At 33.3% G+C, this 23,852-nt stretch carries 21 protein-coding genes and 2 pseudogenes; 9 read left to right on the top strand and 14 right to left on the bottom strand.

The window, feature by feature from the left end:
* Nucleotides 1–5: 5 nt before the first annotated feature.
* Entirely contained in the window at nt 6–1,049 is a 1,044-nt protein-coding gene (locus tag COB47_RS00500) for a sugar ABC transporter substrate-binding protein (protein ID WP_013289478.1), read from the top strand.
* Between the two features lie 71 nt (nt 1,050–1,120).
* On the opposite strand, the gene COB47_RS00495 is transcribed toward COB47_RS00500, so the two are convergent.
* The 5 genes from COB47_RS00495 to xylF all read right to left on the bottom strand — a co-directional run bounded on the left by COB47_RS00495 (nt 1,121) and on the right by xylF (nt 7,202).
* A complete protein-coding gene (locus COB47_RS00495) occupies nt 1,121–2,905 on the bottom strand; it encodes a methyl-accepting chemotaxis protein (protein WP_237698932.1) in 1,785 nt (594 codons plus the stop codon).
* Nucleotides 2,865–3,245, bottom strand: a complete 381-nt coding sequence (locus COB47_RS12400) for a hypothetical protein (RefSeq protein ID WP_237698930.1) — start codon at nt 3,243–3,245, stop codon at nt 2,865–2,867. The genes COB47_RS00495 and COB47_RS12400 overlap by 41 nt, the downstream gene beginning before the upstream one ends.
* Before the next feature lie 160 nt (nt 3,246–3,405).
* Complete coding sequence (locus COB47_RS00490; protein ID WP_013289477.1) at nt 3,406–4,527, bottom strand: sugar ABC transporter permease; 1,122 nt, start codon at nt 4,525–4,527, stop codon at nt 3,406–3,408.
* A gap of 3 nt (nt 4,528–4,530) precedes the next feature.
* Nucleotides 4,531–6,048, bottom strand: a complete 1,518-nt coding sequence (locus COB47_RS00485) for a xylose ABC transporter ATP-binding protein (protein WP_013289476.1) — start codon at nt 6,046–6,048, stop codon at nt 4,531–4,533.
* A 101-nt stretch (nt 6,049–6,149) separates the two neighbouring features.
* The gene (xylF, locus tag COB47_RS00480) at nt 6,150–7,202 is read right to left on the bottom strand and encodes a D-xylose ABC transporter substrate-binding protein (RefSeq protein WP_013289475.1); all 1,053 of its coding nucleotides are present in this window, start codon (nt 7,200–7,202) and stop codon (nt 6,150–6,152) included.
* Nucleotides 7,203–7,416: 214 nt separating this feature from the next.
* Here xylF and COB47_RS00475 point away from each other — a divergent pair, with 214 nt between their 5' ends.
* The 5 genes from COB47_RS00475 to COB47_RS00455 are packed head-to-tail and all read left to right on the top strand — an operon-like array spanning nt 7,417 to nt 13,337.
* Nucleotides 7,417–8,391: a sugar ABC transporter substrate-binding protein gene (locus tag COB47_RS00475; protein WP_013289474.1), complete on the top strand. Its 975-nt coding sequence runs from the start codon at nt 7,417–7,419 to the stop codon at nt 8,389–8,391.
* 12 nt (nt 8,392–8,403) lie between these two features.
* Entirely contained in the window at nt 8,404–9,891 is a 1,488-nt protein-coding gene (locus COB47_RS00470) for a sensor histidine kinase (RefSeq protein ID WP_013289473.1), read from the top strand.
* Complete coding sequence (locus tag COB47_RS00465; RefSeq protein ID WP_013289472.1) at nt 9,888–11,447, top strand: helix-turn-helix domain-containing protein; 1,560 nt, start codon at nt 9,888–9,890, stop codon at nt 11,445–11,447. Before COB47_RS00470 ends, COB47_RS00465 begins: the two co-directional genes overlap by 4 nt.
* Nucleotides 11,448–11,468: 21 nt before the next feature.
* A complete protein-coding gene (locus COB47_RS00460) occupies nt 11,469–12,554 on the top strand; it encodes a sugar ABC transporter substrate-binding protein (protein WP_013289471.1) in 1,086 nt (361 codons plus the stop codon).
* Nucleotides 12,555–12,593: 39 nt separating this feature from the next.
* Nucleotides 12,594–13,337: a DUF72 domain-containing protein gene (locus COB47_RS00455; RefSeq protein ID WP_013289470.1), complete on the top strand. Its 744-nt coding sequence runs from the start codon at nt 12,594–12,596 to the stop codon at nt 13,335–13,337.
* An 83-nt stretch (nt 13,338–13,420) separates the two neighbouring features.
* Here the strand turns inward: COB47_RS00455 and COB47_RS00450 are convergent.
* From COB47_RS00450 to COB47_RS00440, 3 genes and pseudogenes are all read right to left on the bottom strand, one after another.
* Nucleotides 13,421–13,705: pseudogene (locus tag COB47_RS00450) on the bottom strand (glycoside hydrolase family 2 TIM barrel-domain containing protein); the annotation flags it as partial.
* Nucleotides 13,706–13,896: 191 nt separating this feature from the next.
* Nucleotides 13,897–15,240: a glycoside hydrolase family 30 protein gene (locus COB47_RS00445; RefSeq protein ID WP_013289469.1), complete on the bottom strand. Its 1,344-nt coding sequence runs from the start codon at nt 15,238–15,240 to the stop codon at nt 13,897–13,899.
* 149 nt (nt 15,241–15,389) lie between these two features.
* Nucleotides 15,390–15,758 (bottom strand): annotated as a pseudogene (locus tag COB47_RS00440) (carbohydrate ABC transporter permease); the annotation flags it as partial.
* A 202-nt stretch (nt 15,759–15,960) separates the two neighbouring features.
* On the opposite strand from COB47_RS00440, the gene COB47_RS00435 reads away from it, so the two are divergent.
* Entirely contained in the window at nt 15,961–16,503 is a 543-nt protein-coding gene (locus tag COB47_RS00435; protein WP_237698927.1) for a helix-turn-helix transcriptional regulator, read from the top strand.
* Between the two features lie 5 nt (nt 16,504–16,508).
* Here the strand turns inward: COB47_RS00435 and nagA are convergent, their stop codons facing one another.
* The 3 genes from nagA to COB47_RS00420 form a co-directional block, all read right to left on the bottom strand.
* Complete coding sequence (gene nagA / locus COB47_RS00430; RefSeq protein WP_013289468.1) at nt 16,509–17,654, bottom strand: N-acetylglucosamine-6-phosphate deacetylase; 1,146 nt, start codon at nt 17,652–17,654, stop codon at nt 16,509–16,511.
* 325 nt (nt 17,655–17,979) lie between these two features.
* Nucleotides 17,980–18,279 (bottom strand): hypothetical protein, encoded by a 300-nt coding sequence (locus COB47_RS00425; protein WP_013289467.1) that lies wholly within the window; start codon nt 18,277–18,279, stop codon nt 17,980–17,982.
* Nucleotides 18,263–19,384, bottom strand: a complete 1,122-nt coding sequence (locus tag COB47_RS00420) for a helix-turn-helix domain-containing protein (RefSeq protein ID WP_013289466.1) — start codon at nt 19,382–19,384, stop codon at nt 18,263–18,265. Before COB47_RS00420 ends, COB47_RS00425 begins: the two co-directional genes overlap by 17 nt.
* A 320-nt stretch (nt 19,385–19,704) precedes the next feature.
* Here COB47_RS00420 and COB47_RS00415 point away from each other — a divergent pair, with 320 nt between their 5' ends.
* Both COB47_RS00415 and COB47_RS12055 read left to right on the top strand, forming a co-directional pair.
* Entirely contained in the window at nt 19,705–20,124 is a 420-nt protein-coding gene (locus tag COB47_RS00415; protein ID WP_041742312.1) for a hypothetical protein, read from the top strand.
* A gap of 161 nt (nt 20,125–20,285) precedes the next feature.
* The gene (locus tag COB47_RS12055) at nt 20,286–20,462 is read left to right on the top strand and encodes a hypothetical protein (RefSeq protein ID WP_161596033.1); all 177 of its coding nucleotides are present in this window, start codon (nt 20,286–20,288) and stop codon (nt 20,460–20,462) included.
* A gap of 191 nt (nt 20,463–20,653) precedes the next feature.
* On the opposite strand, the gene COB47_RS00410 is transcribed toward COB47_RS12055, so the two are convergent.
* The 3 genes from COB47_RS00410 to COB47_RS00400 form a co-directional block, all read right to left on the bottom strand.
* Complete coding sequence (locus COB47_RS00410; RefSeq protein WP_013289465.1) at nt 20,654–21,502, bottom strand: carbohydrate ABC transporter permease; 849 nt, start codon at nt 21,500–21,502, stop codon at nt 20,654–20,656.
* A 20-nt stretch (nt 21,503–21,522) separates the two neighbouring features.
* A complete protein-coding gene (locus tag COB47_RS00405; protein WP_013289464.1) occupies nt 21,523–22,401 on the bottom strand; it encodes a carbohydrate ABC transporter permease in 879 nt (292 codons plus the stop codon).
* Nucleotides 22,402–22,487: 86 nt separating this feature from the next.
* Nucleotides 22,488–23,792 carry an extracellular solute-binding protein gene (locus COB47_RS00400; RefSeq protein ID WP_013289463.1) on the bottom strand — a complete coding sequence of 435 codons (1,305 nt, stop codon included), beginning with the start codon at nt 23,790–23,792 and terminating at the stop codon, nt 22,488–22,490.
* Between the last annotated feature and the right edge of the window lie 60 nt (nt 23,793–23,852).

Genomic DNA, 23,852 nt, shown 5'->3' with positions numbered 1-23,852 from the left:
TAACAATGAAAAAAGTATTAAAGTTTAAAGTAGTCATGATAACACTCACTATTGTTATAATACTTATCGCTCTTTTTTTGTCTGCTTATATTCACTTTTTAAAAAAGATTAGTATTAACCGGCCGCCCAAAATTGGATTTGCAATGAGTACACTAAAAGAAGAAAGATGGTTTTTTGATAGAAAATATCTCATTGATACTGCAAAAAAGAAAGGTTTTGAAGTAGAATGGACCAATGCAAACGAAAATGATATGACCCAGTATCAGCAGGTTAAATACCTTCTTGCAAAAGGTATAGACTTACTTATCATAGTTCCCAGCAGTTACGACTCTGCAAAAAATGCAATTGAACTTGCAAACCAGAAAAACATCCCCGTTATATGCTACGACCGAATAGCCTTAGATGCAAACATAGATGCCTATGTAGGATTTAATAATAAAAAGATCGGCGAAATTATGGCAAAATACCTGCTTAAACAGTCACCTTCCGGTAACTATGTTTTTATCTTGGGAAATCCCAGAGACTATAATACTTATCAAATAAGAGAAGGATATAGAAGAATTTTAGGATCATATATAAACTCCGGCAAAATCAATATTCTTCTTGAAGATTACTGTTATAAATGGAAAAAAGAATATGCATATGAATATGTTGCAAAACTTCTTCAGGCAGGAAAGCGTATTGACGCAATTTTGGCACAAAATGATTCCTTAGCAGAAGGAGCTATTTCTGCTTTAGCTGAAAAAAGACTTGCAGGCAAAGTTCCAGTTGTTGGGCAGGATGCTGAGCTTAGCGCTTGCAGAAGGATTGTAAATGGATATCAGCTCATGACAGTATACAAACCAATCAAAAAGCTATCTGATCTTACAATAGAAATTGCTGAAAAGATTATTAAAAAAGATAAATTACCTTATACTAAGAATTTTGTTAATAACGGGTATAAAATGGTTCCGGCATATTTGGTTGAGCCTGTTGCTGTTACAAAAAATAACATAAATCTTATTATCAAAGATAATTATCATTCATATGAAGAGATATTCGGAAAATAAAAACAAATCATATAATCTTATCATAAATAAGAGCAGGCACTGTTTTTAAGAGTACATGCCTGCTCCATTTTTCAAACCTTAAACACCTGCATTGCCTGATACAGGTCTTGGGCTAAAATATTTAGTCTTTCAATCATGGCTTTTAGTTCTTCAATTGCAGCTAATTGTTCTTCAGTTGATGCTGAAACTTCTTGGGTTGAGGCTGCAGTTTCTTGAGAAATAGCTGAAATATTTTCTATACTTTCAATTATAGATGTTTTCTCTTTGTCTATTGATAAGATTAATTTATTTATACTTTCTACTTTTTCGAATAATTCTTCAATTGCAGACTTTATTTTACCAAACGCACCTGTGACAGTCTCAACAGCTGTGTTTTGATTATTTATAACAAGTTCCACTTTGTCTGCTATCTCCTGTGCTTCTTTTGTTTGATTTATTATTTTCTTTATTATCTCATCAACCTCGCGCGTTGATTCTTTTGACATATCAGCAAGTTTGCGAATTTCGCTCGCAACAACTGCAAAGCCTCTTCCTGCCTCACCCGCCTTTGCTGCCTCTATTGATGCATTAAGTGCAAGCAGTTTTGTCTGCTCAGATATGCTACCAAGAAGATTAATTATTTTCCCAATTGATTTTGAATAATCGGTCAATTGATTTATTGTTCTTATCATTGAATCTGTAATATTTACAGTGTCAACAGTTGCTTTATCTAAGCTTTTTACAGCATCGGAGCCATCTTCTGAAAGCTCAAATACATCTTTTGAAAGTTTATTTATTTGTTCTATTGAATAAACAATAGCTTCTATTTTCTGACCAAACTGTGATACTATTTCAGAAACATTTGTAGCTTCTTTTGCCTGATTGCCTGCACCCTCAGCGATCTCTTGAATTGCTCGTGCTATTTCGTTTGAAGCAGCCGACGTTTCACTTGCTATTGTTGTCAGGGAAGTTATTGAGGATGTTACCTGCTGTGTCAAATTTACACCCTTTTCTATAAGTTTTTTAATGTTCTTGGTCATATTGTTAAAGCTTCGTGAAAGACTCCCTATCTCATCACTGCGCCTTATATTAATGGTATTTGTTAAGTCGCCTTTTTCTGCTATCGCCATAACATCGGTTATTTTTTCAATATCCTTTACTATTTTTAGAGCAAAGATGATGCCAAACACAATAGCAATTAATGTAAATACAACTGTAAGTAATATAATTACGCTTTCCATACTGCGTGCACTTTTTACTATTGCACTAACCGGTATCATACCCACTACAGTCCAGTCAAAATACTGAGTTTTTGAAAAAGTTATAAGATATGGTTTTTGCTGATAAACTGTTTCAAAAGCCCCTCCTTTTTTGCCAGCCTCAACCTGAGATAAAACTTTTTGTACAAGTCTTTCGTTTGGTTTTAGCTTTTGATTCATTTTGTTTTCCCAATCTAATGGAAGCACTATCTTGCCACCAGCTAAAAGACCTATAGTTGTGACGCCTTGCTTTGAGAGTTCTGTAGATTGAAGCTTTTCTCTTAGCCACTCTTCCTTTATATCCAAAAGCATTACGCCTTTTATCTGGTTAGTTTTCAAATCTCTAAATTGAAATCCAATTGAACATGCATAAGCAGGAATCTGACTGTTGTTATTTTCAGCAACCTCATCAAAGTTTTCTCTATGAGAATCAATCAAAACATATCCTGCCGAATCCATAATCGTTTTGTACCATTTTGAATTTTCTATTTTCTGAAAATCAAAATAATCTAAAACTAAAGGTGGAAACATCAATGAAGTTTGTCTATTTGTTAATATGTACGCACCAGAGAACATTTCAGATGTAACTACAAGATTTGCAATAATATTTTTTTGCATCTTGGGCTATTTTTGCCTTTTCATTTTCGTCCTTTAGATTTTGGCTTTCTCCTGTGCAAAAAGATTGTATGCTGTCATTTGACATAATCTGAATTGCAGCGTTTTTTGCTGTTTCAAATAAGATTTGAAAATACTGTGCTGTTGAGTTTGTCGCAATCAAATATGACTTTTTGCTTTCGCTTATCACTGCATTTACTGCTTTTGACACAGAAAATATATCAATAATAGTTATTGGTATTAATAGCAATGTTAATACAAAAATACTAAGTTTTTGAGCAAGGCTACCTTTTTTGGATAACTTTTGTATTGCATTTGTTCTAAGTTTTATCCATGAGTTCATAAACAGCCACCTTTCTTAATATATTTCAGATTCTAAAGTCAAATTTTTAAATTGCACCCAAAAGTTTAAAAGGCCATAGCTTTCAAACTTGTTAGAATATATTCATCTTATGGAATATAATAATACCCGTTTAAAGCTATGGCCTTTCAAAATTGATATTTTATGCTTTCTTTCTTGACATAATATCAAGCCATACTGCAAATACAAGGACAAGACCTTTTACAATAAGCTGGTATGAATACTCCATATTCAAAAGACTCATACCGTTGTCGATACTTGCCATAATTAAAGCACCAATGATGGCACCCGGAACTGTTCCTTCACCACCAAGCGTGCTTGTGCCACCAAGTATTGCAGCAGCAATTGCATCAAGTTCCATGTTTGTTCCCGCACCGGAGGTTGCAGCGTCAAGTCTTGATGTTAATACAATTCCTGCCAAAGCAGATAAAAATCCCATCAGGATAAAAATCTTCATTGTAATATTTTTAATATTTATACCAGAAAGGCTTGCAGCTTCTTTGTTTCCTCCTATCGCATAAACATATTTACCAAATGTTGTGTTTTGTGAAATAAAAGTCAGTAGTATAGTAAATATAACTAATATGAGAACAGGAATTGATATACCTTCATAGCTTATCATAACACCTGTAAATGCTGCTATCAATGCAATTACAACAGCTGCTTTTGCAATCTCTAAGCCCATCGGCAATACTTCCAGGTTATATTTCTTTCTTCTATTTCTTTGATTAATTGTCAAAAGCAAGTATCCAACAATTAAAACAGCTCCAAACACAATGCTCAAAGCTTTATTTAAATATCCTTGACCGATAAATGTAAAACTCTCCTTAAAGGGTGAGATAGTGATACCCTTGCTTGCTAAAAGCACGCCACCTCTGAATATTAGCATTCCTGCCAGAGTAACAATAAATGCTGGAACACCTCTGTATGCTATCCAATACCCCTGCCAGATACCAATCAATATGCCTATCACAATTACTGCAAGAACTGTTGCTGGTGTTGACCAGCCATGCCATACTTGCAATACACCTGCAATTGCTCCTGTAAATCCAACAACAGAACCAACTGACAGGTCAATGTGTCCTGCAACAATGACAAATACCATTCCTATTGCAACAAGTGCGGTGATCGCCATCTGTCTTGCAAGCATTGAAAGATTTCTTGGGGTCAAAAAATTTCCATCAGTAAGTATTGTAAATATGGTCCAGATAAGAAGTATGGCAATGATAAGAGTGTAAGTACGCAAGTTCTTTTTCAAATTCATACCTTATCTTCCTCCTGTTGCTAAAGTCATAATCTTTTCCTGAGTTGCCTCATCGGCCATGAGTTCTCCTGCAATTTTGCCCTTTTGCATAACAAGTATTCTATCAGACATACCCAAAATCTCAGGAAGTTCTGATGAAATCATGACAATTCCAACACCATGTTCTACAAACTGGTTCATAAGATTATAAATCTCAAACTTTGCACCAACATCAATACCTCTTGTAGGCTCATCCAAGATCAAGACCTTTGGATTTGCCAAAAGCCATTTAGCTATGATGACCTTCTGCTGGTTACCACCGCTTAGGTTTTCAACTCTCTGAAAAGGTGAAGCTATTTTTATTCTGAGCTTCCCAACATAATCTAAAGCTGTGCTAAGCGACTTTGGAATATTTATTATCCCGCCGTTGGCAAACTTCTGATAGTTCGGGAGTAAAATGTTGTCCTTTATATCCATCATGAGCACAAGCCCATATCGTTTTCTGTCTTCTGAAAGATAGCATATCCCGTGCTCTATCGCCTCTCTTGGATTATTTATCTCTATCTTCTTTCCATCAAGCCAGATTTCTCCTTCTTTTCTTCCGGGATATGCACCAAATATGCTCATAAAAAGCTCTGTTCTTCCTGCCCCCATGAGACCTGAAATCCCTAAAATCTCTCCTTCTTTTATCTCAAAGCTTACATTATCAATAATTTTCTTTTCTGGATTGTCTTTGTCATAAACAGAAAAGTTTCTAACTTCCATAATCGTTCTTTTTGCCTTGTGCGGTACTTTTGGAAACCTTTGGGTAAGTTCACGACCTACCATTCTTCGTATTATCTCATCTTCTGTTAATGCTGATATTGGATCTGTTGAGATTGTCTTGCCGTCTCTTAAAACTGTTACTGTGTCTGCTATCTCAAAGATTTCTTCAAGCCTGTGAGATATATATATGCATGTTACACCGTGGTTTTTGAGATCTTTCAAAATTCTAAAAAGCTGTTTTGTTTCACTTTCTGTAAGTGCTGCTGTTGGTTCATCAAGTATTAAAATCTTACTATCTTTTGAAATAGCCTTTGCAATTTCTACCATCTGTTGCTGGCCTATTCCTAAATTTTCAACCTTTTCATAAACATCTATCTCAATGTTCAACTTTTCAAAAAGTTTTTTGGAATCTGCATAAACCTTGTTCCAGTTTATAATCCCGTTTACAACAGGTTCTCTGCCAAGAAAGATATTTTCGCCAACAGTCATACCCTTTACAAGAGTAAGCTCTTGGTAAATTATTGCAACCCCTGCATGTTCGCTGTCTTTTATGTTTCTAAAATGTTGTTTTTTGCCTTCAATAAAGATATCCCCCGAATAAGTCCCATATGGATACACACCGCTTAATATCTTCATCAAAGTTGACTTACCCGCACCATTTTCACCAACAAGAGCGTGGATTTCGCCTTTTTTAACTTTGAATGTTACATCGTCAAGTGCTTTGACGCCCGGAAATTCCTTTGTTATGTGAACCATTTCAAGAATATACTCGCTCATCTCGACTTACCACCTTCACCCATTCAAAATTAAATTCTGAGAAGGGGAAAAACGCTTCCCCTCCCCAGAAAAACAACAGATTTTATAGCTAACCCTCCAGATTATTTCTTCCCATAAACCTGTTCTTTTGTAAACCAACCACTCTGGATTAATACCTTATCGATATTGGACTTATCAACTGCAACAGGTGTTAAAAGTATTGATGGAACATTGAATTTTCCATTGTAAACTTTGCCGTTTACATCTTTGAGCTGAGAAACTTTCTTGCCTTTTGCAAGCTCAACTGCAACCTCTGCTGCTTTTTTAGCAAGAAGTCTTACATCTTTGAACACTGTCATTGTCTGTGTTCCTTCAACGATTCTCTTAACTGCTGCAAGGTCAGCATCTTGACCTGTTACAACAACTTTTCCAGCAAGTCCCTGAGCTTTGAGAGCTTGAATAATTCCACCTGCCGTTCCATCATTTGGTGCTAAGATTCCTTGGACATTATTTTTTGCTGCAGTGAGTGCATTTTCACAAAGTCTCAATGCTTCTTCTGGTTTCCAGTCTTTTACTGGCTGGTCAAAGAGAACTTTTACTTTGCCGCTCTTTACAAGTGGTTGGATGTACTTCATAGCACCTTGGTAAAAGAGTGTTGCATTGTTGTCTGTAGGAGCACCTCTGAACACGAAATAGTTCCCCTTTGGAACCTTCGATGTCAAGTATTTGCCCTGAAGCTCACCAACTTTTACATTGTCAAATGAAACATAAAGGTCAACATTAGCATTTTTGATTAATCTGTCGTATGATATAACTTTTACGCCAGCTTTATGAGCTTCATCAATGATAGATGTAAAAACTTCTGCGTTGTTTGGAACTATAACCAGAACATCTATACCCTGGCTGATAAGATTTTCGCATTGTTCTTTTTGCTTGACATCGTCCATGTTAGCAGCTTGTACTAAAACTTTTGCACCAAGCTTTTGAGCTGCTTTTACAAACTCGTCTCTGTCTTTGTGCCATCTTTCCTCCTGCAATGTTGCAAGAGATAAACCAATTTTAATCTGTTTTGAAGTTTTTGCTTTTGCATACTTTGGAACAACTGCAAAGCCTATACCAATTATGAAAGCTACCGCAACAACAATGGAAACAATTCTTAGTAGTGACTTTTTCATTACAATTTGACCTCCCTCTTAGATTTTTTTGTTTGATTTGCAATATCATTTTAACAACAAATATTATCAAAAACACTATTATTTTTTGACATATTGGTGGAATTATTAAACTTTCCTTACAAAATGAATAGCACTTTTTTGAACTCAAAAAATTACTATAGGGCAAGCTATATGTAAATGTTATAATGATTTTTGAGGGAGGCAAAAATCAAAGATGAAAAAAAGATTGCAAAACCTGAGTTTTAGAATAATGGTATTTTTCAGTGTAATTATATTTGTATTAATTGCGTTATATGATATCTATAATATAAGGTTCATTAACATCTCTGAGAAAAAAGCAAATTTTAAAAACTCTGTTCGGATCATGATGATATTGCCGCAAAACCAAACATACTGGGACTGGTTTTTGAATGAGTATAAAGATATCTCGGAAAAACAGAAAATTATAACAGACATTGTTTTTTATAACACTCCAAAAGATGCATACAAACTTTTAAAACTGGTAACTGTCACAAAACCTGATGCTATTGTAATGTGTAATATATATAATTCCAAAGATATTGCCCAAGTTCTCTCCTCTATAAAAAACAACAATATTTTTATAGTATCTTTATTTAACGATATGCTCTTCAGATACGAAGACGTTTTTGTAGGCATTGACTACTATTACAAAGGCAAAATAGCCGGAAAGATTATATATAACGTTTTAAATAAAAAAAATAATATGCCTGAGAGACTAAAAATTGCTATTGTAAACCCTTTTTATACAACAATCGGCGGGACGCTGGAAGTAAAAGGACTCACAGACTTTTTGAAATCCAAAGGAATAAAAAATATAAACATAAAGAATTTTAATTTTGAATACTTTTCATTTCCATCTGAAGAGCTTACAAGACAGCTTATTTTAGAAGATAAGCAAAAATTCAATGTCATCTATATAGGAAGCGAAACAGACACACTTACAATTGCTCAGAATATAATAACCTTCAACAAGCTTGACCAGTTTATTGTAATTGGCGCTGGCACCAATCAGAAGCTTCAAAAGTATGTAAGAGAAAGGATAATAAACGGAATTATAAACGACAATGGCAAACTGATTGCTCAAAAGTTGTGTGAAGCAATACTCAGCTGGAAAAGGTTCGGCCATGCTTCCTCTTATATATCTACAAACTTCAATGTCATGGAATAAAGGTGATTAAAAATGAAGTTTTTTTCAGTACAAAGCAAACTTTTGGCATTTTTCTTCATTATTATTCTCTCCTTGCTTGCAATAGACATCTTAATCCAATACAACAATAACTACCTTGTTAGTTTGGTAAATGAAACTTTTGAAACTATAAACACCATAAATATTACAAAAAAAGATATATCTTCTTTGAACTCAAACCTCCAGCGATACCTAATTTCAGGGGATTCTGACTCTATGCTTTCTGTATACGGGTCGCTCAATTCAATAGATGAAAAATTATCTGCTCTTGAAAGTAAAATACTTACAAAAGAAGAGTATTTATACTATACAAATTTAATTACAATCTTTGAGTACCTCAGCAAGCTAACAGAACGACTTGTAATTTACAAGAAAGGTAACTTGCCGTTATCTAAAACTTATTCTGAGTATATTGATTTTTCTAATTTTCTTAACCTCTACCTCGAAAAATTCAGTGAACAAAAGATAAAATTCACAATGGAGATCCATCACAAAGCGCAAAGACAGTTAAATACCATTCGAAAAATCAATAATCTGGTAATTCTCATATGGACCTTATTTGCATCTTTACTGAGTATCATTTTTAGCAACACATTTACAACGCCAATTATTAATCTTTCAAAGGTCGCAAACAAGATAGCACATGGTAATCTTGAAACACAGCTTCCTGAGTATTCCGCAAACGATGAGGTCGCAGTTTTGTACCAGTCTTTTTCTAATATGATTTCTAACATCAAAGACATGGTGAAAAAACTTGAAGAAAAAGCTGACCTTGAAAGAATGTATGCTCAACAAAAGATTGAAGCTATAAAATACAGGCAAGCTTTGCAGGAAGCAGAACTTAAAAATCTACAGGCTCAAATTAACCCTCATTTTCTTTTCAATACTCTAAATACCATACTTCAGATAGCTATGTTTGAAAATGCAAAGCAAACTTATGAGATTTTGCTCAGAACCTCTAATTATTTAAGATATGTGGTTCATAACATAACCAGAGTTGTTAAGCTTGAAGAGGAAATAGAAAACGTTAAAAACTACATGTTCATATATCGCATGAGATTTGGTGACAGAATAAAATTAGAAATAGATGTGGAAAATGAAACAAAGCTTCTTTTGATGCCATGCATGATACTGCAACCACTTGTAGAAAACGCTATTATTCACGGGTTTAAAGAGAGTGAATATGGAACAATAAAGATTTTAGCAAAGAAGAACGAAGATATGGTAATTATAGAGGTGTCTGACAATGGCAAAGGAATTGAAAAAGAAACACTGGAAGATTTAAAAAACTTTTCATTTGAACACAATAAAACAACAGGGATAGGCATTAACAATATTGCAAAACGTCTTTCGTATTTTTATAACATAGAAAGTCCTCTTTATATAGACTCAAATTCTGAGGGTGGAACAACAGTAACAATAAAAGTGCCTTTTATAACAGATATTTCAAAACTTCCAAAACAAGAGGTGAACAATATATGACATACAAAATATTAATTGCTGATGATGAAAAGATAGTTGTTGATTCAATAAAATTTATCCTCGAAAATAACTTAGATGAAGATATTGAAATCTCCACTTTTACTCTTGGTAGAGAAGCACTTGAGAATTTGCTCTTTTACTCATATCATATTGCCTTTGTTGATATCAAAATGCCAGACTTAGACGGACTTGAACTTATTGAAGAGTTCAGAAAAATGAGAAATTCCGAATTCCCTCTATTCATCATAGTCTCTGCTTATGACAAATTTGAATTTGCTAAAAAAGCAATAAAAGAAAAAGCTTTTGCATATATTTTAAAACCATATTCAATAGAAGATATAGTCTTGACAGTGCAATCCGCAATAGCTCATATAAATAGTATTCTGGCAAAGACAAAAGAAAATATAGAAAAAAATGCCCAGCTGATTGTTATGAGAAATTTACTTGAAAACAGTTTTATACCCACACTTATCTTCAAAAATGTCTTTGATATAGTGGATATAAACCAATATGAAAAAATTTTTGGAATAAACCTTAAAAGTGGGATTTTAATGGTGCTGTCACTCAAGGATAAAAGCGATTTTGTTTCAAGTTTTAAAGAACTGGATAACATTCGAAAAGATTTAAAAATATCATTTGAACACAAGGCTTTGACTTCAATAGGTATGGGAGAATATTTGATATGTTTTTTCTCTGCTTCTTCTCAGAAAGAGGCGGAAGGTTTAAAAGAAAAAATCCAAGAAATTTTGAAACAAAAACCATACTGGAACAATGTCAAGATAGGATTCAGTGATTTTTATTATTTAGACGAAGGTTATGAAAACGCATTTTGGGAAGCTTACTACTCAACGCTTGACATTGATTCATCAGATGAAAATGAAGAAAATGAACATCTCCTTCTTTTGACTGAAAATTTAGAGGGAAAACTAATTCATTCAATCAACAACCCAACCCAAATTCCTGTGATAGAAAACTATATAAATCAGCTGTGCAGGCTTTATGTTGAGCTTTTTGGCGAAAATAACTTAAAATATAAGGTGATAAAACTTATTATTATGCTTTTGCTTGAAACTGGCATTGAAAATAGAAACGAATCAATAGATATAGAAAAACTTATTGCACAAATTCTGAATTCTTCTTCTGAACAAATTGTGGAGATTTTTAAAAAAGCTTTACTAACACTCTTTAGCAAAGCAAAGATAAAACACGACCAGATTATAAACAATGATTCCATCAACAAAGCAATAGAGTTTATAAACCAAAATTACAATCAAGAAATTACACTTTCTCAAATAAGCACAGCATTTAATTTTAATCCGTACTATTTTAGTAAGCTTTTTAAAAAATATACTGGTGTGAGCTTTAAAACATACCTAACAAAACTAAGGATTCAAAATGCTTGTCAGCTTTTGAAGAATTCATCAAAGAGCATAAAGGAAATATCCTTTGCAGTAGGTTTTTCAGACCCGAACTACTTCATCAAGGCTTTTAAAAAGTTTACAGGTATGACACCTTCGGCATACAGAAGCTTACCAGATGAATCAAAGCCACTCTAAATTAAAAAGAGGGATGATTTTATGAACTACATTTATAGAAGTAAAAAAGCGGTCAAAAAAAGTAGAATTAAAATTCTTCTTATCCTTACCCTGATATTCTTTGTAACAGCTTTAATAATCTTTATATTTTACTATCCAAAATTTGACAATAAAAAACAACAAATAATAAAACCTACAAAAGTCAGAATTGGTTTTGCAATGGGCACATTAAAGGAGGAAAGATGGTTCAAAGACAGAGACATTTTAATTGCCAAGGCACATGAGAGAGGGTATGAGGTTGAATGGGTAAACGCAAACGAAAACGATGTTGAGCAGATTAATCAAGTAAAATATCTATTGAGTAAAAATATTAATATTTTGATTATTGTTCCTAATAACTATGAAAAATGTAGTGGTGCTGTGAATTTAGCTAAAAAAAGAGGTATAAAGGTTATAAGCTATGACAGACTTGTAAAAAACAGTGACATTGATGTGTATATTTCATTTAACAACTACAAAGTAGGAGAACTGATGGCAAAATGGCTTTTAAAAAGCGTTCCACGTGGGAATTACGTTTTTTTGCTCGGAGATCCTGGAGATTACAATGTGCAGATGATAAAAGAAGGGTACCACAAGGTATTGGATTCATTTATTAATAAAAAGCAAATAAATAATATTCTGGAGAAATATTGTTACAACTGGCGAAAAGAATATGCTTATAACTATATTAATAATCTTTTAGAAGAGGGAAAAAGAATTGATGCGGTTTTAGCTTCGAACGACTCTCTTGCTGAAGGTGCAATCATGGCACTTTCTGAAAAGAGGCTTGCAGGAAAAGTGCCTGTTACAGGACAGGATGCAGACATCTCAGCATGTCAGAGAATTGTCAAGGGTACTCAACTTATGACTGTTTACAAACCTATTGACAGACTTGTTGATCTTACACTTGAAATAGTTGACAAGTTGATTAAAGAAGAACCACTCAAATCTGTTTATATGCTAAACAATGGCTACAAAAATGTTCCAACCTTTTTTATAGACCCTATCGGTGTTGATAAAAGCAACATCAATGATACCGTGATAAAAGATAATTTTCATACATGGGATGAGGTATATATAACAAAGTAATTTGTTTATTCCATCACCAGATGGGAGGGCCCAAAAATCATGTGCAAAGCAAAAGTTTATATTGGCACATCTGGTTTTTCTTATTCACACTGGAGAGGCATTTTCTACCCGGAAAATTTGCCATCTACAAAGAGATTTGAGTTTTATACAAACTACTTTCAAACAACAGAGATAAACTCAAGCTTTTACAGACTTCCCCAAGAAAAAACCATTTTAAACTGGTACTTTTCTTCACCTGATAATTTTGTTTTTTCTTTAAAGGCTCCAAAGGCTATAACTCACTTAAAAAGATTTTTAGAAGTTGAGGAAGAATGGAATAAGTTTGAAAACAGGATAAAACTCTTAAATGAAAAACTTGGTCCAGTACTTTTGCAACTTCCGCCAAGTTTTAAGGCTGATGATGAAAATATAAAGAGAATTTCAGAGTTTTTAGACGGAAAGGAAAACTTTAAATTGGCAATTGAATTCAGGCACAAAAGCTGGTGTGATGAAAAAATTTTTGAAATTTTAAAAAGTTTTAATGTTGCGTGGGTGATAGCAGACTCTTCCCGGTATCCAAAAGCAAAAGTTATAACAGCAAATTTTACATATATTCGCCTGCATGGACCAAAAGAAATGTTTTCTTCTTGTTATTCAGATGATGAACTCTATAACCTTGCAAATGAAATAAAAGAATACTCTAAAGTTTGTAACCAGATATATGTGTATTTCAACAACGATTTTAACGGTTATGCAGTAAAGAATGCTGAGACTCTGATAAACATTGTTAATAATACAATTTAAAAAAAGGCCTCCCTTCATAGGAAGCCTTTTTTAATTACCAGTAGCCGCTCCAGTATCGTGATATTCTTACTAATTTATTTTTCTCATTTGCCATCTAACTTCTCCCATCTTTTCTTTAACAAGAAAGCTGCCATTTTAGGCTGTCTTTGTCTTGTAAATACACCTTTCCTGTTGCCCATTACTCTGTGAACAGCCTGCTTTGTTGCAAAGTCTGCAAAATTCCAAACATGCTCGCCTACTACAAAATCTAACCTGTCAAAAACCTTGTGAAACTTTTCCAGCATTCTACATTGATACTCTTCAGAAAACATAACAGGCGGGGCGCTGTGAAATCCAGCTATTGTGTCTGCTCCATATAAGGTCGGAATATCACCAGCAAAATTCAGAAATCTCTATAATATTTTAAAAAGCTAAAAAATTCTTTAAAAATTTTAAAATTCTTATGTTGCAATATATAAAAACTAAATAAATTAAAAACTGGATATTGTAAGAAAGGGGCTATCCAATTATCTTTTTGGACAGCCCCTAAAGTTTTTTACGTTATTTTAAAGTTTGCTAACTATTGATTTTGTAAAATAATTGTAGAAATAGACCTCGCAGAAGATTTCCCGCTAAAGATTTCTCCAGCTATTTTTATACCAAATTCTATTTCTTCCTGATTTTTGTTAAAAATAACTATTACCAAGCTATTATCATTATTTCTGCCTACTAAAACTTCAAGTTTTGGATTATTACAATTACTTGCGACAATTTTAGCTCCCGGCTTTATAAATTTTGAAAAATGCCCAATATAATAATATGCATTTTGATAGTAAATCTTTTTCTCATTTTTATCAACAACTATCGGGGCATCGCAAAAATTGCCAACATGATTGGGACCTCCAACTGTGTCAAGAACAATATTCCAATCCATAAATCCAATTGTGTAGCTGTTAAAATCTCCAATTATCTCATGAGCATACCTTTCTCCAAGCTCCCAGGAACCAAGCTTTACTCCACCTTCCTGACAACCTTCGGTAAACACTAAATTGACATAAGGAAACTCTTCTTTTATTTTTTTGAGCTGGTCAAAATGGTCCCCTCCATACCAGTGGAATGCAACTCCCCACACATACTTTGCAGCGTCTTTGTCACTCAAAATTGTTTTTACCCTATCATATATGATATCTTTGTTGTGGTCCCATATAAGTATTTTTATATGGGAAAGCCCTTCTTCCTCAAGAGTTGGCCCTAAGTAATCCTTCACAAAATCTCTTTCTTCTTCAGCTGTGTATATACACGACTCCCACACCTGAGTTGCCATAGGCTCATTTTGAACTGTCACTGCCCATATATCAATTCCTTCTTCTTTATATGCTTTTATGAATTTGCAGAAAAATCTTGCCCATGTTTTTTTATACTCATCCTTTAGCTTTCCACCATGGCACATATCACCGTTTGTTTTCATCCATGCAGGCGGACTCCAAGGTGAAACAAGAATTTTGAGATCTGGACAATATTCCTTTATTCTTTTTAAAAGAGGAATTACCATCTTTTTGTCTCTCTCAATGTTAAAATATTTAAGATCAGTATCACCTTCAACATCATCACAGCTATAGCTGTCTGTACAAAAATCACAGCTGTTCATATGGATTCTACAGAGTTTGTAGCCAAGCCCATCTTTTGGATCAAAGTAACCTCTTAAAATCTCTTCTTGTTGCTGGGGTAAAAGTGACAGTATATTTACCGCGGCAGCCTCCGTAAGTGCTCCTCCAAATCCTATTACCTCTTGAAATGTACAAGATGGATCAATTGTTATAATAGTCTCATTTTTTATTTTTTGGCACTCTTTTATATTGTCTACTTGCTGCATAGGAATACTCTGATCCTTGGCAGTTACGTAACTTGCAATTTTTTTAAACATTTCTAACCTTCCTCCTTTTGGATTTCTAATTAAATGAGTTAGTGCTGGAATATATATTCATTCTACTTCAAGAACTTTTTTCGAGTAAATACACTGAATTTTAGAAAAGGTCTCAATTTTGTTGAAAAAATAGCTTTAAGTACTTACCTTTACCCCTTTACAGCACCCAGGGTAACCCCTTTTGTAACCTGTTCGTTCAGCACAATATACACAATTAATGATGGCAAAGCTACTATTGTTATTACAGCAAACTGGACTGCATAGTTAGATGCATATTGACCTGCAAAGTTGTAGACTGAAAATGGTAGAGTCCTGAACTTGTCGGATGTTAGGTATGTTGCTGCCATAATAAATTCGTTCCATGTATTTAAAAAGGTGGTAACGGTCACAGTCACAATAGCAGGCTTTGAAAGAGGCAGAATAATCTGAAACAGGATTCTAAATATACTGCAGCCATCTATGATTGCCGACTCTTTTAAAGCTCGTGGAATACTTCTTATAAACCCTGTCATCAAAAAAAAGAAGCACAGCTGTGCTTCTTTTGTTGAAACTACTTTTCCCTTGCCACGTCAAAACATACCATCTCTTATTAAAACTTGTAATTCTTTGTGTTATTGTCAATACCTTTTAGGTTCTTTCCAAAGTCACTTAAATAAATTTTAATTTTCGTTTATAATGAGCAGAGGTTAAAAAATTAAGATAAAAGTTATTAAGAGAATTATGTATGGTCACTGTAGTTTTGAATGGTTTATAAAGTCAGCTGTTTTGGCACTACTGGGCAGTATAATTAAAGTCTGCCATGAAAAATGCATTGATTTAAATGATGTAGTAAATAGCAAGGTTTTTGAAAACATTTTGAAAACTGACAAAAAAGATTTGCTCAAAGCATCGCTACTCAGTTTTTTAAATGCAGTAGTGGATAGAATTGAACAGAGTGAAAACAAAAATCTAATCGTCAAAGCAGCCATTAACTTCATTGAAAAAAACTATAACAAAAACATCACATTAGAAAGTATTGCAAAAGAGGTATATGTAACACCTGCGTATTTGAGCATTCTATTTAAAAGAGAATTGAAGATTAATTTTGTCGATTACCTGCACAAAATTAGAATTCAAAAAGCTCAGGAACTTTTGAAAAATCAAAATTTAAAAACATACCAAGTTGCAAATATGGTTGGTTTTTCTAATGAGAAGTATTTTTCTCAACTGTTCAAAAAGTATACTGGACTTACACCAACACAGTACAGGGAGAGCTTGCTTTGAAAAATTTATTGTGCCTTATAAACAAGCTCTCCTCCAACATATACCTCCTTTACATTTAAATCCTCATCCATCAATACAAAATCTGCCCTAAAGCCTTCTTTTATCGCACCGCACTCAAGAGAAAGAAGCCTTGATGGATTGTAAGTTGCTGAGCGCAGTGCGTCTTCTAATCTAATTCCAATTTTTGTTAAGTTCTTTATTGCCTTATCAATTGTCAAGGTGCTGCCAGCTATTGTGCCATCTGCTAATTTACAAATTCCATTTTCAACCTTCACATCTAAGGCCCCCAAACTATACTCACCATCAGAAAGGTCTGTTGCAGAAATAGAATCACTAATTAATATAATATTCTCAGGACCTTTTAGCTTGTAAGTAAGCTTTATAATCTCAGGAGACAGGTGAATAAGATCGCAAATTAGCTCTACTTTGATGCTGCTCAAAAGCGCATATGTAGTAATAGAATTCTGCCTGTGATGAATTTGGGGCATTGCGTTAAAAAGATGAACAATATTTTTGGCACCAAGCAGGTGCGCTTGTTTTGCCTGTTCAAAACTGCTTTCTGTGTGCCCAAGAGAAATATTAATCCCATGTTCAACAGCTTTTGAAATAAACTCATTGGGATTTTCAAGTAGCTCTGGTGCAAGCGCAATATCTATAATTTTTTCTTCACAATTAAAAATTAATTCTTCCAATTTCTCAACTGTCGGTTTCTGCAAAAACCTTTTATCATGTGCACCTTTCTTTGCAGGATTTATAAATGGCCCTTCTAAGAATATTCCAGGAATGTTTAGTTTAAAATCTGGATCCTTCTTTGCTTCTTTAATAGTTTTAGCAAGCTTATATATATTCTCAAAAGGAGCTGACACAATTGTTGGTACAATAGTTGTAACACCATGTTTAAAATAGTAATTTTGGATAGTTTTCGCATCATCTGCTGTAGTATTGAAAAAATCAACACCGCCAATACCATGTGTATGTTTGTCCACAAATCCAGGTGAAAGAACAAAATCTCTTTTGTCTATAATTTCATCCTCTGCAGTATCAATTCCTTCTTGCGTTCCCAAAATTATTCCATCTTCCACAACCAAAACATTGTCTTTGATAAATGAATACCCATTAAAAATCTTTTTGACCAAAATGTATTTTCTCATGATTGAAAATACCTCAAAATATTGTTTTGTTTTCTTTTTTACAAACTTAATTCGATTTTTTTAAATCATATGTCAAAGTATTTTTAGTACTGAGAATGATTATTTCGTTATAGGTGATATATTCTTATTATTTCATTTATTATATCTTTGCTCACATATGCACCGCTATTGCTTTGATATTCATCTATTAGCTCTTTTAATCCTTTTTGCTAATTATTTCCTTCTCAAAAGCAGCACACAAAATACCCAACGTGCCAGTCGAGTTTATTCCATACTTTTTACAGATTTTTTGTACTGGTTTATCATTTGAAACACAAATAATTTTTTATTGGAATGCTATTGAAATTACGAGTCTATCATAAACTGAAAGAGCTTTGAACTTTTTTAACTCCTGAAAAAACCTATATCCCTCTTCTGTTTCAAGATTTGCAATATCATATCCTAAATCCTTGAGTTTCTTAACAACCTCAGCTGGTAGCTCCTTTGATACAACGAAACCTGAGACAAAGACTTTTGAAAAAACCTGAAGGGGAATTTCAAGATAGCTTAGCCTTTGAAAATCTATTATCACATTTGTATCAAGTATTGCTACTTTATCTATGAGTTTCTTAATCTTCTCTCTCATCCATCATCCACTTCTTTGTGTTTTCTCTTGCTTCTTCAACACTAATTCCAAGAAGTTCTGCCACCTTGTTAATTCCTATCTGTTCCTTCATAAAAAGCATTCTTACTATCTTCTCATGAGCAGTATTTTTTTTGAAGTATGGCATTGGATCAGGTTCTTTTTTAGTGTAACCTTTCATGTTCAAGTATTTCAGCCATTTTTGATATTCTTTATCACTGATATATTCATAGTCGTTTAAAACATGCAAAAGAGCTTTTAAACTTACTCGCAAATCTTTTTTGATGTATATGAGATCATTCCATGATAACTGACTTTTAAGTAAGACAGAATACTTAGCAAGACTTTTCCGCGGAATTAAAAAATATCCTGCAAATTTGTCAGCAATTTTTTCGTAAATATTCCTGTGAGTAGACTGTAGAATAACTTGTCTGTATTGGTTTCTGTCAAATAAAATGTGAGCATACTCATGAACAATACTAAATATTTTTCTCTCTTCTGGAATGTTCTCGTCATCGTTAATCACTATAAAACAACCCTTTTGGTCATGCAAAGCAGATACTCCAAACATGTCTGGCATATCAAATTTTTCAAAAATTATTCTTATTCCCTTATTTTCAAAACACTCGATGATTTCCTCTCCTCTGCTTTCACCAATGTTTAACCATTCTCTTTCTTCTAGTGCTATCTGTTCTATTTGAAGTTTTATCTCCTTTGGTATCTGCTTTTCCTTAGAATCTATTTTGAGATTATACTGCTGTGGAAGATAGGAAATCTTTTCACCAGCAAGTTCATAAATCTCATACACCCTGTTTATCAAATCACAGATTTTGTTCTGAACAGTTGAGATAGATTCTTTATTTAAAACATGAGCCCTGAATAAAAAAGCCATTTCTTCATGTTTGTTTTCAAGAAAATAATCTAACGGCTTCCCAAAAAATTCAGCTATTTTGAAAAGCTTCTCGCTATCAATAATTACTTCACCTTCAAGGTATTTAGTCATAGTCTGCCTGGTAACTCCAATTAAATCTGCAAGTTGCTTTATCTTTACATTCTGTTTTTTCATCAATGCGAGTATGTTATTCCCAATTACCTTTGCTAATGACATATTAACTCACTCTCATCAATTTCTTGTTATAAATATTTTACACTATTTGAATTATCTTTGCAATAAAAATGTTAATTTTATTTAACATTCTTATTATTGTTTCCATTGAAAGAAAAAATTTGCACATTGCTTAAATATGTAAACTGCATTATATGTTTGTATTCTCTCATATGAATTACTCGTATTTGATATGCATAAATCTTAAAGCATCACGCTCTTATCAAGTAGTTTTCCAAATACACACAATACCAATGACATATTTAAATTTTTCTTGTATATTTATGAACAGGCAAATTACTTCCACAGGAGGAGATGTCTTTATGAAAAAGAAAATTGCAATAATCTCATTTATTGTGTGTATTCTTTTTGCCTTGTCTGCAATAGCTTCATCTCCAACAAATTATAAAGCTCTTTATGAAAAGCTTTTAAAAGATTATAATAACTTGAAAACCGAAAATCAGAAGCTAAAAAACGACATAGCCCTACTTAAAAAGAAAAATGAGGAATTGCAAAAGAAAATATCATCTATGCCTCAACTATCCTATTATGATGTTTTAATTAACGGAATTAGTACTGCTCAAAAAGTACCCTTTATAAGCTATGGTGGAAGAAGATATGTCCACTTTGATTCTATTCTCAAAACATTCTTGAACGTTGGAGATATGGGTTATATCTTCAATGATCAAGCAAAAAGAGTAGAAATAGGGGCTTTTGTGAAAAATAAAAATGGGTGTGGTTGAGTGATTTCGAGTATTTCAAGACACATGGAAATTACGAAAAATATGACTTTAATACAACTGATATTGTTATAAATGGGAAGAAGTTTTATAAAAATATTTGGTGTTTAATATACTCAGATCCTTTTTATGATGATCCGTAAGAATTTGGTATTATATACAAATTGAAAGGACAATATAAAAAGTTGCAATTCAAATATGGTGTTGATGACAGATCTCCCAAAGGAAGTAAAGGTAAAATAGTAATTTATGATGACAATGAGCTGCTCAGTGAATTTATTCCTGAACTTTATGATGATCTAAAATTAGCAACAATAGATGTAAGCGAAGTTATTATCTAACTGTTAAATTTAAAGGTACTTTACAGGGCTTTAGTAATCAACCTACTCTTGCAATCTGCGACTCGCGCTAATTCCGAAAAAAAAAACAGGGTTTTAAATACCCTGTTTTTTTCATTTCTTCTTTAAATTTCTTTAAATTATTATATCAAAATAAAACTAAACACTGCTTAACTAATTTAAGTGCTATTTTTTTACCCCTTCACAGCCCCAGCTATCATACCTTTTAAAAGTTTGTCTTGCAAAACAAAGTAAATTATTATGCTTGGAATTGCTGAGATAAAAACTGCAGCAAACATTTTGGTAAGCTCAGCTCCGTACATTCCCCTAAAATTCAAAAGTCCAACAGGCAGTGTCATAAGTTCTGGTGTCTGTATCAGAACCAAGGGTATCAAAAGGTCATTCCATGCGCCAAGGAAATTGAAAACTGCAATTGTTACAAAAGCCGGCATCGTCAAGGGTAGAATTATCTTGTAAAATATCTTGTAGACAGAGCAGCCGTCAATCAAAGCTGCTTCTTCTAACTCACGCGGGATGGCTTTGTAAAATCCTGTTAGAATGTATATGGATGTGGGCAGGGCAAATGCAACTGTTGGAATCAAAAGTCCTATGCGTGAGTCCAAAAGGTTTAGCTTTTTAAAGTTTATAAAAAGCGGAATCAATATTATCTGTATTGGAACCATTATACCTGCTAAAAAGTAATTCAAAACTTTCTGGCTTGAGTTCCATATCATCCTTTCAATTGCATATGCCGCCATTGAGCTTATAATGAGAGAAAGTAACACACTTGTACACGAAATTATCAAGCTATTTAAAGTAAACTTTTGTATTCCCATTGTAACCCATGCATCATAGTAATTTTTTAATTGAAGCTTAGATAGAGATGGCAGTGAAAAAGGGTTTGCTAAAAAGTCATTATTTGTCTTAACCGAGTTATAAGCAAGCCATAAAATAGGAAATAAAGTTATAACAGAATATATAGTTAAAAAAGATAAAATTATTATTTTCCCCACAGTAGAAATTTTTGTATATTTAGCATACACTAACAAACACCTCCAAAAGTTTAATATTCAATTTCCCTTTTTGATGCAAAATTGTTAATAATTACAGTTATTAATATGCTCACAACAAATAAAAAGGTTGATGCTGCACTACCAAGACCATATTGAAGCTTGTTAAACGCAGTTCTATATATATATGTAGCAATTGTCTCTGAAGCAAAGTCAGGCCCACCCTCTGTCATTATCCATGCCATATCAAAATATTTTAATGAACCAGTTATTATTAAAACAATCGAAACTTTTAAAACAGGTAATATCTGGGGAATTATAATTTTTGTTACCATTTTAAGCCCTTCTGCTCCATCAACAACTGCAGCTTCAATTATGTCTTGAGATATTCCAGAAATTGCAGCCACATACAAAATCATGTGATATCCTACCCATTGCCAGCATGTTGTAATTGATAGCGAAAACAAAACATATTTTTGAGATAACCACTCCTGCTGCAAATTCTGTAACCCCAAACTTCTCAACACTGAATTAATTAATCCAAAATCATAATTGTAAACAAAAAACCACAAAATACCTATTACTGCACTTGACAGTACGTTAGGTATAAATAATGCACTCTGATAAAATCTTCTACCTTTTGTTATATTCACAATACACAAAGCTAAAAATAAACCTAATATAACCTGAAATATTAACGATAATACTGTAATTTCAATAGTATGAAAGATAGACGAAAGAAATATCTCATCAGAAAAAAGCTCTTTGTAATTTTCAAAACCTGTATACGTCATATTTGACAGCATGTCCCATTTGAAAAAACTCATATAAAAAGAATGTAATATTGGAATAGGTACAACAAGGGTAAAAAGAATAAGCGCAGGTGCTATAAAGACAGCAATAGTAAATTTATTACCAAATGCCTTTTCCAAGAAAATTCACCCCACTGTTAATAAATTTAAACTTCTAAATTTAAGCCGGACAAGACTTTTTCTTGCCCGGCTTTTGAACTATTTCTCTACTTTTTCATTTCTTTTTTGGCAATATCTGCAAGCTTTTTGAATGCTTCAACAGGGTCTTTCCCAAGGTAAATTGACTGTATTGTGTTGTTAAAGCCATCACCAATTATTGGACCAAACATAACATCATAGTAAGTAAATGAATCTTTTGTATTTTGTTCTTTTAACATATTCAATACCTCAAGATAAAGACCAGTAACTTTTTTCGGGTCTGGATTTACTTTCACAGAAGGAAAATAACCTGCTTTTTCAGCTAAAAGATCCTTTGCATATTTTGGTTCTGACAACAACTTGAGCCATGCAGCTGCAGCTTCTTTGTTCTTGCAATTTGAACTTACTGCAATTACCTGCTCTATGCCTGCCAAGAAATTATTGATATTTCCTTTTCCTCCTTCAATTTCGGGCCATTTGAAAGCACCAACCTTGTTTTTAACAGGCGATTGTGTTGAAAGATAACCAACATCCCAGATTCCCATTACATACATTGCAGCTTTTCCTTGGTCAAAGAGATTTCTTGCTGCAACATAATCAAGACTCGTTGCACCTTTCGGGAAAGCACCAAGTTTGACCAGTTCCTGTATCTTCTTGCCTGTCTCAATATATGCTTTGTCTGTCCATGCATTTGGATCTTTTTGAACCTTTCTGTAAGCATCAGGGTCTATTCTGTTTGCAATATATTCTGCATACATTGCCAAGATCCACGGGTCTCTTGCATCAAGAGCAAAAGGTATAATGTTATTTTTTGTTAATACTTTCACTATATTTATAAGTTCAGACCATTTCTTGGGTACAGACAAATTATATTTTTTGAATATTTCCTTGTTGTAATATATTACAGTTGCAACTCTAATTTGTGGAATACCGTAAATTTTGCCGTTAAAAGTTGTAAGATCAAATACTCCATTTACATACCTATTCTTCCACTGCAAATCTTTGTTCATGATATCACTGATTGAATAAAGCCTGTTTGCATCAACGTATGGTTTCATTTTTCCAGCTGCCCACATGTTTAAAATGTCGGGCGGATTATTTGCTGCCATTGCTGTTTGAAGTTTTGTCTTGTACTGCTCACCCGGAGTATAAACAGCCTTGATTTTCACACCATACTTGTTGTTAGAATTAAACTCTTTGATAGCCTGCTCATACACCTGTTTTATTGTGTCAGAGTCAGATACCCAGCTCCAAAATGTAAGTTCATTTGTGGCACCTTGTACTTTCTTTCCATTCACCTGGGCAAGTAAGACAAACGAAAAAGCAAAGATCACCACAACAGCCAAAGCTATGACCCTCAATGACTTTTTCATCCTACATTACCTCCATTTCATTTTTTGTTTTTCAATTTAATTTTAGTATCAAATGCCCAA

The organism is Caldicellulosiruptor obsidiansis OB47, from assembly GCF_000145215.1.
Taxonomy (GTDB): domain Bacteria; phylum Bacillota; class Thermoanaerobacteria; order Caldicellulosiruptorales; family Caldicellulosiruptoraceae; genus Caldicellulosiruptor; species Caldicellulosiruptor obsidiansis.
The sequence above is the reverse complement of the archived record's forward strand: the minus strand, read 5'-3'. Positions and strand labels throughout refer to the sequence as shown.